Source organism: Marinobacter sp. E2 (assembly GCF_055755345.1).
Genome location: NZ_CM146911.1, coordinates 2,466,086 through 2,479,043, shown reverse-complemented (window position 1 = coordinate 2,479,043; position 12,958 = coordinate 2,466,086). Strand labels below are relative to the sequence as shown.

13 protein-coding genes are annotated in these 12,958 nt (G+C 62.7%); 7 read left to right on the top strand and 6 right to left on the bottom strand.

What is annotated here, in order from left to right; all coding sequences use genetic code 11:
* Positions 1–26 precede the first annotated feature (26 nt).
* From ccmC to ccmI, 7 genes are all read left to right on the top strand, one after another.
* Entirely contained in the window at positions 27–770 is a 744-nt protein-coding gene (gene ccmC, locus AC0J1C_RS11270; RefSeq protein WP_375192785.1) for a heme ABC transporter permease CcmC, read from the top strand.
* Between the two features lie 3 nt (positions 771–773).
* Positions 774–1,013, top strand: a complete 240-nt coding sequence (gene ccmD / locus AC0J1C_RS11265; RefSeq protein WP_375192786.1) for a heme exporter protein CcmD — start codon at positions 774–776, stop codon at positions 1,011–1,013.
* 14 nt (positions 1,014–1,027) lie between these two features.
* The gene (gene ccmE / locus AC0J1C_RS11260; RefSeq protein WP_375192787.1) at positions 1,028–1,498 is read left to right on the top strand and encodes a cytochrome c maturation protein CcmE; all 471 of its coding nucleotides are present in this window, start codon (positions 1,028–1,030) and stop codon (positions 1,496–1,498) included.
* A gap of 37 nt (positions 1,499–1,535) precedes the next feature.
* Positions 1,536–3,536, top strand: a complete 2,001-nt coding sequence (locus AC0J1C_RS11255; protein ID WP_473043966.1) for a heme lyase CcmF/NrfE family subunit — start codon at positions 1,536–1,538, stop codon at positions 3,534–3,536.
* Positions 3,533–4,069: a DsbE family thiol:disulfide interchange protein gene (locus AC0J1C_RS11250; RefSeq protein WP_473043965.1), complete on the top strand. Its 537-nt coding sequence runs from the start codon at positions 3,533–3,535 to the stop codon at positions 4,067–4,069. Before AC0J1C_RS11255 ends, AC0J1C_RS11250 begins: the two co-directional genes overlap by 4 nt.
* Positions 4,069–4,548: a cytochrome c-type biogenesis protein gene (locus AC0J1C_RS11245; protein ID WP_473046537.1), complete on the top strand. Its 480-nt coding sequence runs from the start codon at positions 4,069–4,071 to the stop codon at positions 4,546–4,548. Before AC0J1C_RS11250 ends, AC0J1C_RS11245 begins: the two co-directional genes overlap by 1 nt.
* A gap of 84 nt (positions 4,549–4,632) precedes the next feature.
* A complete protein-coding gene (gene ccmI / locus AC0J1C_RS11240; RefSeq protein ID WP_473043964.1) occupies positions 4,633–5,901 on the top strand; it encodes a c-type cytochrome biogenesis protein CcmI in 1,269 nt (422 codons plus the stop codon).
* Positions 5,902–5,928: 27 nt separating this feature from the next.
* Here ccmI and AC0J1C_RS11235 read toward each other — a convergent pair whose 3' ends face one another.
* From AC0J1C_RS11235 to AC0J1C_RS11210, 6 genes are read right to left on the bottom strand one after another with little or no spacing between them, the layout of a single operon-like run.
* Complete coding sequence (locus AC0J1C_RS11235) at positions 5,929–7,677, bottom strand: BatD family protein (protein WP_473043963.1); 1,749 nt, start codon at positions 7,675–7,677, stop codon at positions 5,929–5,931.
* On the bottom strand, positions 7,671–9,488 hold the full coding sequence (locus tag AC0J1C_RS11230) for a VWA domain-containing protein (protein ID WP_473043962.1): 1,818 nt from the start codon (positions 9,486–9,488) through the stop codon (positions 7,671–7,673). Before AC0J1C_RS11230 ends, AC0J1C_RS11235 begins: the two co-directional genes overlap by 7 nt.
* Positions 9,478–10,506, bottom strand: coding sequence for a vWA domain-containing protein (locus tag AC0J1C_RS11225; protein ID WP_473043960.1), 1,029 nt, complete (start codon positions 10,504–10,506; stop codon positions 9,478–9,480). Before AC0J1C_RS11225 ends, AC0J1C_RS11230 begins: the two co-directional genes overlap by 11 nt.
* Complete coding sequence (locus tag AC0J1C_RS11220) at positions 10,500–10,970, bottom strand: DUF4381 domain-containing protein (protein WP_473043959.1); 471 nt, start codon at positions 10,968–10,970, stop codon at positions 10,500–10,502. Before AC0J1C_RS11220 ends, AC0J1C_RS11225 begins: the two co-directional genes overlap by 7 nt.
* Entirely contained in the window at positions 10,967–11,908 is a 942-nt protein-coding gene (locus tag AC0J1C_RS11215; RefSeq protein ID WP_473043958.1) for a DUF58 domain-containing protein, read from the bottom strand. Before AC0J1C_RS11215 ends, AC0J1C_RS11220 begins: the two co-directional genes overlap by 4 nt.
* 52 nt (positions 11,909–11,960) lie before the next feature.
* A complete protein-coding gene (locus AC0J1C_RS11210; RefSeq protein WP_473043957.1) occupies positions 11,961–12,923 on the bottom strand; it encodes an AAA family ATPase in 963 nt (320 codons plus the stop codon).
* Positions 12,924–12,958: the final 35 nt, after the last annotated feature.

Below are 12,958 nucleotides of genomic sequence, written 5' to 3'. Positions count from 1 at the left end.
GCTTACGGTAAGACGGTGACCATCTGATGTGGCAATTTTTTCACAAGCTGGGCTCGCCCAAATGGTTCTTCGGCATAGCGACCCGACTCATGCCCTGGCTGCTGGTTGGTGGTGTCGCGCTGCTGCTGACTGGCATTGTCTGGGGGCTGGCGTTCGCCCCCAAGGATTATCTGCAGGGTAACAGCTACCGGATTATCTTCATCCACGTACCCACCGCGTTTCTGGCCCAGTCGGTGTATGTCATGATGGCCGTTGCCGCGGTGGTGACCCTGGTATGGCGCATGAAGCTGGCCGATGTCTTTGTGAAGGCGGTGGCGCCTGTGGGCCTGGTTCTCTGCTTCCTCTCGCTGTTTACCGGTGCCGTGTGGGGAAAGCCCACCTGGGGCACCTGGTGGGTGTGGGATGCAAGGCTGACCTCCATGCTGATCCTGCTGTTCCTTTACGGCGGTGTGATCGCGCTTGACCGGGCCATCAACGACGAGAAGTCGGCAGCCCGGGCTGTGGCCGTGCTGGTACTGGTGGGCGTGGTGAACATTCCGATCATCCAGTACTCGGTGGAGTGGTGGAATACCCTTCACCAGCCATCCACGTTCAAACTGACCGAGAAACCGGCGATGCCAGCGGAGATGTGGGTGCCTTTGCTTCTGTCGGTACTGGGACTGTACCTGCTGTTTGGCTGGCTGGCCTGTCTGCGCATGCAAACCGAGATTCTGCTCAGGGAGCAGCGCACCCGCTGGGTAAAAGAATTTGTGATGGCCGGGAGGGGCTGACCAATGGCGTTTGATTCCTTTTCGGCATTTGTGGTGATGGAGGGTCATGGACCCTATGTCTGGGCGTGCTACGGCGTTTTTTTCCTGCTGATGATCGGTTTGATGGCCATCTCGCTTCGCCGCAGAAGGGCTGTGATCGAGTCCTGTCGGCGCGGGTTTGAGCACCAGGCGGACGGGCACAGCCAGCAGGCTTCGCAACAGCCGGTGGCGGCCTTCACCCGGATCAAGGTTTCCCAAGACTGAGTGGCAGGTATCTGATGCATCCTATCCGAAAAAAAAGGCTGACCATTGTGCTTTTTCTGGTGCTGGGGCTGGGGCTGGCCGTGGGGCTGACCACCTACGCCCTGAGGCAGAACATCAATCTTTTCTACGATCCCAGCCAGATCTCCGCCGGCGAAGCACCGGTCGATGTGCGGATACGTGCCGGCGGCATGGTGGAAGAGGGCTCGGTAAAGCGTGATCCGGACAGCCTTCGGGTAGAGTTCCGGGTGACGGATTTCAATGCCTCGGTGCCGGTTGAATACACCGGTATTCTGCCGGACCTGTTTGCCGAGGGGCAGGGTGTTGTGGCCATGGGCCGGCTGGACGCCAACGGGCGCTTTGTCGCCGATCAGGTGCTGGCCAAGCATGACGAGAACTATATGCCACCGGAAGTGGCCGATGCCCTGGAAAAGGCGTCCAAAGGACAGCACAAGGCCGGTGGCACCGCTGACACCGTATCCTATTGAACGACTCAACTGACAGCCTGGCTTCTGGAGGGCTTTGATGTATCCCGAACTCGGACAGCTCGCACTGATTCTCGCGCTGTTGCTGGCAGTACTCCTCTCCGTGGTACCCCTGGCGGGCTCACTGACCGGCCGTGACAATCTTCAGGCGTTTGCCAGGCCCCTGGCCTCAGGCATGTTTGTGTTCATTGGCCTGGCGTTCGCGCTGCTGACCCACGCCTTTGTCACCGATGACTTCTCCGTGGCCTACGTGGCCAACAACAGCAACAGCATGTTGCCCTGGTACTACAAATTCAGTGCTGTATGGGGCGGTCATGAAGGCTCGCTGCTGCTCTGGATCCTGATGCTGGCGGGCTGGACCCTGGCTGTGGCCATCTTCAGCCGCCGTCTGCCTTCGGTGATGATTTCCCAGGTGCTGTCAGTGCTGGGTATGGTGACCGTCGGTTTCCTGCTGTTCATCGTGATCACCTCCAACCCGTTTGATCGTCTGCTGCCGAATGTGCCCGCCGATGGCGCCGACCTGAACCCGCTACTCCAGGACTTTGGCCTCATCGTTCATCCGCCCATGCTGTACATGGGATACGTCGGCTTTGCCGTGGCCTTTGCCTTTGCGGTGGCCGCGCTGATCAATGGCCGGCTGGATGCAGCCTGGGCCCGTTGGTCGCGACCCTGGACCACGGTGGCCTGGGCCTTCCTGTCGCTGGGCATTGCGCTTGGCAGCTGGTGGGCCTACTACGAGCTCGGCTGGGGCGGCTGGTGGTTCTGGGACCCAGTTGAAAACGCCTCGTTGTTGCCCTGGTTGTCGGGAACCGCGCTGATGCACTCGCTGGCGGTGACCGAGAAGCGCGGCGTATTCAAAAGCTGGACCGTCCTGCTGGCCATCGTTACCTTCGCCCTCAGCCTGCTGGGTACTTTCCTTGTGCGTTCCGGCGTGCTCACCTCGGTTCATGCATTCGCCTCGGATCCCGAGCGCGGTACCTTCCTGCTCGGACTGCTCGCGGTTACGGTGATTGCCAGCCTGGCGCTCTATGCCTTCCGGGCGCCGGTGGTTCATGTACGCTCCCGTTACGGCTCTCTCTCAAGGGAGGTTTTCCTGTTGCTGAACAACGTGCTGCTGGTGTCCGCCACGCTCCTGGTCGCCGTCGGCACCCTGTATCCGTTGGTTCTGGACTACCTGGAGCTGGGCAAACTGTCCATTGGCGAACCCTTCTTCAACCTGACGTTCAGTCCGCTGGCCGTTGCCACCGGTCTCCTGTTGGGCGCCGGTATCTTCTCCCGCTGGAAGAAAACCGACGGTGGCTGGCTGGCGCGCAAGCTGCTCTGGCCCCTGGCGGTCAGTACTCTGGCCACCACGGCCATTCTGATCGGTTATGGCGGATTCAAGCCCTGGGCGTTCATCGGTGTGTTCACGGCGCTTTGGGTGACCTTGGCCACTCTCTGGGATCTGTGGGACAAGTCGTCCTCGCGCAAAGGACGCCTGCACGGACTCAGAAGACAGTCCCGCAGTTACTATGGCATGGTGCTGGGCCACCTGGGGCTGGCCATCACCATGGCCGGTGCCACCGTGGTGTCCAACTACGGCATAGAACGGGATGTCCGCATGGTGCCGGGGGACGTGGCAGAGGTGGGAGACTACCAGTTTGCGTTCAAAGAGATCGGCGCCCGGCAGGGCCCTAACTTCAGCGCCCAGTACGGCACCTTCGAGGTAATGCTGGACGGCGAGCGCGTCGCGGTTCTGCACCCGGAAAAGCGCCAATACCCGGTGGGCATGAGTGTGATGACCGAGGCCGACATTGACGCCGGTCTGTTCCGGGACATTTTCGTGGCCATAGGCGAGCGTATTACCGATGAGGCCTGGGCCATACGGCTGCAGTACAAGCCGCTGGTACGCTGGCTTTGGCTGGGCGCCCTGTTCATGGCGGCCGGTGGCTTCCTGGCCATTGCCGATCGGCGCTACCGAATCAAGGAACGTGCCTCGGAGCGGGCGCCGTCCCCAGTCTCTGAAAGCGGATCTGGTGCCTCGGCGGGAGCGGTTTCATGAAGCGCTTTCTGCTGTTCCTGCCTTTGCTGGTTGCCCTGGTTATCGGGATTGTCCTCTTTGCCGGGATTGGCAAGGACCCGACCAGGCTGGAATCGGTGCTGGTGGGCAAGCCCGTGCCGGAATTCAGTCTTAAGGACCTGCACGATCCCGAGGTTCAACTGACCAGCGAGCTGTTCCGGGGCCAGGTCACCCTGCTGAATGTCTGGGGAACCTGGTGCCCGGCCTGCCGGGACGAGCATGACGACCTCATGTGGCTGGCGAAGGAAAAGAATGTGGCCATTATTGGCCTGAACTACAAGGATGACCGGGACGAGGCGTTGGCCTGGCTGGACCGCCTGGGCGATCCGTACCGAAGCGTCATCTACGACCCCAGAGGCACACTGGGGTTTGATCTGGGCGTCTATGGCGCACCGGAAACCTTCGTGATCGACGCCTCTGGCGTGGTCCGGTATCGCCACGTGGGTGTGGTCAACGAGACCGTCTGGGAGCAGACCCTGCTGCCGGTGGTGAACGAGGCGCGGGGGAACGGATGATGGCCCGCAGTCTGATCGTTGCCCTGGTTCTGCTCTTTGCGTCCGGCGCGATGGCCGAAGTAGCCGATGTCTATGATTTCGCAGACCGGGCCGAGGAACAGCGCTACCAGGAGCTGATTTCCGAGCTGCGTTGCCCGAAGTGCCAGAACCAGAACATTGCGGATTCCAACGCGCCCATTGCCAAGGATATGCGGGATGAGGTGTACCGCATGATGCAGGACGGTGCGAGCAATCAGGAGATCACTCAGGCACTGGTGGCACGCTTCGGCGAATTCGTCCGCTACAAGCCGGAACTCGACAGCCGTACCTTCCTGCTGTGGGCAACGCCCGCCATTGCCGTGTTGGGCGGATTGCTGGTGGTGGCTGGCGTCGTGATTCGTGGGCGCCGCGTTGCCGCCGGACAGCCGGCCCTGAGCGCCGAAGAAAAAGCGCGGGCCGATCGCATGCTTGCGGACGGCGACGAGCAGCGCCGCTCCTGATTGACAACAGGGCACACCGGCGACAGGCGATGCTTTGTAAGTCCTTCTCCCATTGAACCATTCTGAATCTGTGACTGAGACTTCATGACCAACACTTTCTGGATTGCCGCAACGGTACTTATCATCCTGGCCTTGGCGTTCGTGCTTTATCCGGTGTTTTTCCACAGGACCAGCGCCAGAAAGCAGGCCGATCTGAAAAACCAGAACCTGATGGCCTACCGCACAAGGATGAAGGAGCTGGACAACGAATATGACGCCGGCATCCTGGATGACGACAACTACCGTCAGCTCAAGGAAGAGCTGGCTGGCAGCATGCTTGACGATGTGCCCGAGAACATGACTTCCCGGCCGGTGGTGAGCGGAAGGAAAAGCGCCATGGCGGTGGCCCTGGTGTCGATCCTGCTGATTCCTGCTGCCGCGGTTTTCCTTTATGAGCGTTGGGGCGCCATGGACCGGGTGGAGCAGTTCCTCACCATGCAGGACATGGCCAGTTCCGATGAGGCCCGACAGGCCCAGATGGCCGACCTGTCGCAGCAACTGAGGGAGCGCTTGCTCGCCAGCCCGGACAACCCCGAAGGCTGGGCCATGCTCGGCCGCACCTATATGCGCCTGGAGAACTATGAAGACGCGGCCTGGGCCTTCCGGCAGCTGGCCACCAACGTCAACGGGGACCAGCGCGCCCAGGCGGTTGCTTACGGGTTGGCCGCCCAGGCGCTGTTCTTTCAAAGCCAGGGCACGATGACCGATGAAGTACGAGCCGCCATCGATCAGGCTCGCCAGCTGAATCCGGACGAAGTGAATGCCCTCGGGTTGCTGGGGATCAATGCTTTCAGCCAGGACAATTATCGCGAGGCTATACGCTACTGGGAGCGGATCGAAACGGTTGCCCCGGATCACCCCCAGTTGCCGTCCATCCGTGAGGGAATTCGCGAGGCCTATACCCGCCTGGGTGAACAGCCACCCGCGCAGAAAGGCGAGCCTGGGCCTTCTGGCCCGGGGGTCACTGTTCAGGTAACGCTGGCTGATAATTTTAAGGGCCAGGTTCCGGACGACACCACGCTGTTTGTGTTTGCCCGCGAAGCGGGGAGCAGGCAAGGGCCGCCGCTGGCGGTGGCTCGGCTGACGGCGGCGCAGCTACCGGCAAAAATTCGCCTGGACGACCGTTACGCCATGTCGCCCCAGGCCAGTATTTCCGGCGCCCGTGAAGTGATGTTGACCGCCAGGCTCAGCCGTTCCGGTAACGTTGCCGCCCAGGCCGGTGACTGGCAGGGCAGCACGGATTCTCCGGTGCCTGTGCTCGAAGACCAGGGAACCCCCGTTGAGCTGGTGATAGATCAGCAATTGATTGACTGACGGCTGTCGGGCTGCTCCCGGGCGGCGTCAGCCGAGGCCCTGGGGGTACAACGGCGGCAGGTCGGAGTCGTCGTCTGTTGCCCGGGATTGCCGTATTTCCTGAAGTGATTTTGCCAGCAGCCGGCCGTCCCATGGGGCTGGTTCCTGCCCGCCTGGATCAGGCGCAAACAGCCGGGCCTGCAGACGTCGGATCTCCGCGAGCAGGGTGCTGTGCCCGTAGTATTGGGCCACCTCGGCTGCCGAATGGAAGCCTTGCCCGGGCGCCTTCAGGTTGGCCCAGGCCACCAGCAGCTCTGGCGCCGCTGGTGACCCGTCACGGGCGGCCCGGATCAGCCGTTCATAAACTGCCCGTTCGTTGGCATCGTCGATGACCCCGGCCGGTCCGATGTCGCGCTGGCGAGAATGCTTACGGGAGTACCACCAGGCCAGCGCCGTGATCAGCCAGAGCAACGCCAGGCCCAGACTGGTCCAAAGCCACGGGTTGTCGGTTGCTGACGCAGCCTGCGCAGCACTGGCGTTGGCTTTTTCCGGGGTGCCCGGATTCGCGCTGGTTGCAGCAGCTTCTGCGGGGGCGTTGGTGCCCGGCGCCGCCCCGGCTTCAGTTACCGTGAGGGTCCGCGCAGGAATGACGGCAACGCGTTCACGGTCGGCCTCGGTGTCCCACCAGGGAATACGAATGGCCGGCAGGGTCATGGTGCCGGGTTGCACGGGTACCATGGCAACCGACTGGCTCAGGGACGATGTCAGGCCGGTAGGGGTGGTTTCAGTGTTCCGCTCCGGCGCCTCCGGGTAGCTCCGAAGGCCGTCGGGAACCTGATCGGGCAGAGGCGGTAACGTTTCGGAGGGCAGGCCGGCGGCGGTCATCCGGATTTCGCGGGTCAGGTTTTCACCGGTGGTCACTTCCAGGCTGGGAGGCAGGCCAGATTCTTCCAGTGCCAGTCCGGTCGCCGGCAGCCAGGTCTTGCCGCTGAACTGCGCCGGAACGTCCTTCACCGGTACCTCGAACAATTCCTCACTGTCTCTCAGGAACTTGAGCTTGCCGGCGCTATCCCGCATCTGGCCCTCGAACCGGATGGGGGGCAGTTTGAGCATTCCCGGGCGCTGGGGAAACAGAGCGTAGCGTCGCTCTACAACGCGATACCGCATACCATCCCGATACTGGGACGATTCCTGCTGCCGGCCCAGAGATTCGATGATCACATGGGGATGATCGGGTTCGGACAACTCGCCCCGAATCAGATTGCCCCGGAAAAACAGCCGAACGGTCAGGATCAGCTGCTCCTGGACGTACACCTCTGCCTTGTCTGCAGAGAGCTCGATGAAACTATCCCGGCCGGTTGCCGCCTGGTTTGGTGGTGTGCCGTCTACCACTTCGATGGTCACCGGCTCGGACACCGATTCACGGAACTTGAGCGCCGGAATAGTCAGCTCGCCGGTCTTTTTGGGCGCTAACTGGTAGGTCCAGGTGATTTCGCCCACCATCCGGCTGTTCACGGTCCGGATGCTGTATTGCTGATTTCTGGCCAGGATCTCGAAATCAGGCTCGACCTTTTCGATGTTGGGGGCGGGCAGGTTCGACATGTCAAAATCGAACAGGTTGCTGAGGTTGATATCGATTTCCATGCTGCCCTTGACGGTCAGCGTCAGGACCTCACCTTCGTACAACCGGGTCCTGTCCGGTTCGACGGTTAGTTGCTGGTTCTGCGCCTGGGCTGGAAGCCCGATGGCCGCCAGCCACAACAGGCAGAGGATCGATGTAAAGATCCGCTTTACCATGGTGTATCCCCTTCATCGGATGGAGTCTGGCGCTGCTGATACTGCTGCAGGAACTTGCGTTGCAGAAGCCCGCCCGGGTTGTCGGGTACCCGCCTGAGCCACTGTTCCTGGCTTTGTGTCAGGGGTGTTTCGGAAATCTGGGCCTGCGCCTGGCTCTCGCCATTTTCTGTTCCCGCTTCGCCTGAAGACTCCCCGCGGGACTCCCTCTCGCCTTGGGGTTCTTCCGGAGGGCTGTCGCCGTCCTCGCCCTGTTTGTTCTGGCCTTGAGTGTCTTGTCCCTCGTTACGCTGGCCCTGGGTGTCGCTGGTCTCATTTCCGGGATTCTGATTACCCTGGTCCTGGCTATTCTGATTCTGCTGGCTCTGCCCGGAATTGTCGGGTCTGCTATTGTTTCCGGACTGGTTTTGCTGGCTGTCTGAGGGGCTGTTGTTCTTGCCCTGATTCTTCTGCCTGAGCAGATCCTCGACCAGTTTCCGGTTGTGTCTGGCATCCTCCATGTCCGGGGCCTGGGCGAGCGCCTTGTCGTAGGCCTCAAGGGCCTGTTCGAGCTTACCCGCCCGTGCCAGCGCGTTGCCCCGGTTGTAGCTGGCCTGGGGGCCTTGCGCCTGCGCGAACGCCTCCGCTGCCTGGTCGTATTGCTGCGATCGGTACAGCGCGGAACCGCGCCAGAACGGATCGTCCAGGAGGCGAGCCGCCCGTTCCGGATTGGACTGGATCAGGGCTGGCCCCAGTTGATCTTCCCGCTGCCAGAGCTCATCCCAGCTGATGGCTTGGGCCGGGCGGGGCAGCGCCGGCAGCAGCGCCAGCGCCAGAACGGTGAGGGCACCGCGGCGCCAGCCAAGAAGAATCAACGGCAGCGCCAGCCAGAGCAGCCAGTAACCGTCGTCCTGCCAACGGCTGACGGTCAGGCCGTCCTCGGATTCCTGCCAGTCTTCCTGCGCTTGCGGGCTCAGTTCGAGGGCATTGATATCCGCATTGTCCAGGGTGAGCTCATGGCTCTGCCCGCCGGTGTTTCTGGCCAGCTCCGCCAACTGCGCGGGTTCAGCCCGGCTGATCACGATTTCGCCGTTCTCACGAATAAAACCCCGACGGGCCAGGGGAATGGGCCCGCCTTCCTCGGTGCCTACCACCAGAGTGCTGAGCGTGAACGGGCTGTCCGCAAGCGCTTTACGTATCGGGGCCCGGTACCGGTCGCCGACCGAATCGGTGATCAGCAGGATGCGACCAGTTCCGGGAGCGCCCTGAGCCAGTAATTCCCTGGCGCGCAGCACCGCCAGATCGGCACGATTGCCGGTGGCGGGCATGATGACCGGGTCCAGCACATTGAGCATGCCCTCAATGGTCCTGCTGTCGTCGGTCAGGGGCGTCACCACGTGGGCGTCCCCGGCGAACACCAGAAGCCCTGTCAGGCCGCCTTCGCGCGCTGCGAGTATGTCCCTGATCTTGCGTTTGGCCCGGGTCAGCCGGTCAGGCTCCACGTCCGTTGCCAGCATGGAAAGCGACAGATCCAGTGCAATCAACAGGCTGTCGCCGGGCTGTTTCAGAGGTGTGGGCGCCTCGCGCCACGCCGGGCCGGCAAGAGCGAGGGTGAGCAGGGTGATCGCGAGCATCGCCGGAATGGCGGGTGAAGCGCCGGGTTGCCTGCCGGAACGACCTTCGCGCTGGAGCACCGGTGTCAGCAGCCGCGCGGGAATGAATCGTGACCAGCCGCTGTCTCCCAGGCGCACATGACGCAAGGCGAGGCCAACGAGGGGCACGGCCAGCAGTAACAACAGCCAGAACGGACGCAGGAAGTGGAACTCAGCCAACATCGGTTTGCTCCTCGGCACCAGGCCGCCCGGCACCGGCAAGTTTCCCTGCGTGCCTGTAGAGAAACAGGATCAGCCACAGCAGCACCGCAAAACCGGCCGGCCAGACGTAGAGTTCGGTCACGGGGCGGTAATACTTGCCTTCCAGTTCGATGGGTTCCAGACGGTTGATGCTGTCGTAGATCAACTCCAGCTCGGGCAAACTCCGGGCACGGAAGTACTCGCCCCCGGTTTGTTGGGCCATCCGGGTGAGAAGGTCCTCATCCAGGTCACGGGACGGATTGACCCGGCGCGACCCGAGTAGCCCACGCTGCACCATGGATTCGGCGCCAATCCCGATGGTGTATATCCGCACGCCAGCGGCGGCCGCGATCTCGGTGGCTTTGTCGGGTGTGATTTCGCCTGCGGTGTTGGCACCATCGGTCAGCAGCACCACCACGCGCTGATCCTGTGGTCGGTCCCGAAGACGCTTGGTTGCAAGGCCGACGGCATCACCAATGGCGGTCGCACGCCCTGCCATGCCCAGACCGGCCTCATTCAAGAGGGTTCTCAGGGTTTCCAGATCGAAGGTCAACGGCGCCTGAACGTAGGGTTCGGTGCCGAAGAGTATCAGCCCGAGCCGGTCACCCTGTCGGCGGGTGATAAAGTCATCCAGTACCCGTTTGACGGCCTGTAGCCGGTTGATGCTCCGCCCCTGCAGGATCATGTCCTGCTCGTCCATGCTCGGTGAAATATCAACCACCAGCATCAGATCCCGGCCCGAGACCGGCATCTGCACCTGTTCGCCAACGTGCTGCGGGCGGGCGAGGGCAATAACAAGAAGCACCCATATCAGGAACAACAGTAGTCGCTGCCAGAAGGGCACAGCGGACCCTTTCCGGCTCACACCGGGCAGGTCTGAAAGCCAGTGCCCTACGGGGAGCACCGGCGCATCCACCGATTGCCCCCGGGGTTTTCGCCATTGAAGCAGTACCGGCAGCGCAATCAGCAGCAATACCCAGGGCCAGGCCAGTGTCAGCATGTCTGACCTCCCAGCCAGAGCCGGGCGAAGGCAACCGCTTGTGCCGGCTGCGCGGATGCTGATGGACGCCAGGTGCTTTCCACCAGGGCTTCCACCAGTGGCCTTGAGGCAATGCGGTCCCGGGGCGATGTGGCAAGCAGGAACGTCACCCAGTCCTCTCCCGACATGGCCTCCGGGTGCTGCTCCGGATAACGCTCACGCGCAGCTATCTTCAGTAGGGTATTCAGGGCAGTGAACCAGTCGGGCTCCGGACGAGCGGTCTGTTCAAGCGCCGCCAGTTGCCTGCGCGCGGTTTTCAGCCAGCGGTTCCGGCGCCGGCGTCGCTGAAGCCACCAGGCCATCGCCGCCAGAACGGCCAGCAGAATCAGAGCCAGGACCCACCAGCCCGGCGCGGGGGGCCACAGTCCACCGGTTGCCGGCAAGTGAATGTCCCGGAGCTGGCTCAGGGGATCCTGCGGGTTCATCCGATGCGTCCTCCCGGGCCCAGAAGGGATTTCAGCGTGACCGCCGGGTCCCCGGCCGTCGAGATGTCAGCCGCTGCCACCCCAGAGGTTCTGAAGCAGTCTTCCAGTTGCCGTTCGTGACTGGCCACTTTCTGTCGCCAGGCGCGCTGGAAGCGGGGATTGCCGGCGTCGAACCATACCGGCCCCTCGGGGCCGGCCACGGCCAGGCGGCCGCTTGCTGGCAGGGACTGCTCCAGGGGATCCTGGACCCTGAGGGCGCTGACTGCATTGTGCCGAGCCAGGGCGCCCAGGAGGGTGCTGGTTTCAGAAGAAATGTCGAGGAAATCGCTGATCACGAAGATTCGGCTGCCGGTGTGGGCGACCCGCCTTGCTTCGGTAAGAGCTCTGTCCAGTCTGCCGTCGCCGGCCCCGGTTTCGGGTGCAGGGCCACGGTCTGCGGTGCGCTGCCTGTTTGCCAGTGCGTCGAGCAGTTTCAATACCGACTTCTTGCGTCGGGCCGGGCGCAGTACCTCCAGGGCCTCGCCGTTGAACACAATCCCGCCCACCTGGTCGCCGGCGGACAGCGCCAGCCACGCCAGAATGGCCGCAAGCTGGGCGCATCGAACCTGCTTGAAGGCACCGGTGCTTGCGAAATAGAGGCTGGGGCCGAGATCGCACAGCAGCAGGACCGGTCGCTCCCGCTCTTCCTCATACAGTTTGGTGTGGGGCTCCTGGCGCCGGGCGGTTACCCGCCAGTCGATGCTGCGGATGTCGTCACCGGGCTGGTACAGTCGCACTTCCGCGAACGCCATGCCCCGGCCACGCTGGGGTGACCTCTGCAAACCCGACTGGCGCGACCGGACCGGGCGCGCCGAGGGCAGCCTCAGGGCCCGGGCGTCTGCCTGTAGCCGGATCAGTTCCGGTAAACCGATGTGTGTGGTCGCATTGGTCATGCCCATGGTTGTGGGTTCCCGTGCCTTGCTTCAGCCGTGACTTGGTTGCTGACCGGTTTCAGGCACTTACCGGTACCCGTTCCACCAGCCGCTCGATCACGGTATCGGCGGTCATGCCCTCGGCCTCGGCTTCAAAGGTGAGCAGAATCCGGTGCCGGAGCACGTCGAAGGCGATGGCCCGGACATCGTCCGGCGTAACGTAGTCGCGACCGTCCAGCCAGGCCAGCGCCCGGGCGCATCGATCCAGGGCAATGGTACCCCGGGGGCTGGCGCCAAAGGCTGTCCAGCGGGCCAGTTCCGGATCGAGGGTGGCCGGGTCCCGGGTAGCCAGAACCAGGGCCAGCAGGTACTGCTCCACGGCGTCGGCCATGTAGATGCTGGCGACCTCATTGCGGGCCTCGAAGACCTGCTCTGCGGTGAGCTTCAGCTCCGTCTTCGGGAGGCCGTGGCGGTAATCGTTGCGCGCCAGCTGCAGAATGGCCTTTTCCGCCTCCGCCGAGGGATAGTCGATCATCACGTGCATCAGGAACCGGTCAAGCTGGGCTTCGGGCAGGGGGTAGGTGCCCTCCTGTTCGATCGGATTCTGGGTGGCCATCACCAGAAAGAGTCGATCGAGGGGAAAGGTGCGCATGCCAACACTCACCTGACGTTCGCCCATGGCTTCCAGCAGCGCCGACTGCACTTTTGCCGGGGCCCGGTTGATTTCGTCGGCCAGTACCAGATTGTGGAAAATCGGGCCACGCTGAAACTCGAACTGGCCGGTTTCCGCCCGGTAGATTTCACTGCCGGTAACGTCCGAAGGCAACAGGTCGGGGGTGAACTGGATGCGATGGAAGTCGCCCTCCAGGTGATCTGCCAGCGCCTTGATGGCTGTGGTCTTGGCAAGCCCCGGGGCCCCTTCCACCAGCAGGTGGCCATCCGCAAGCAGGGCGATCAGGAGGCGATCCACCAGTTTGTTCTGTCCGATTATCCGTTTGGCTAACTGTGCCCGTAACTTTCCGAACGTATGCTGTAACGACATTGGAAATGACTGCTCCCTCTCGCTGAGGCTCTTCC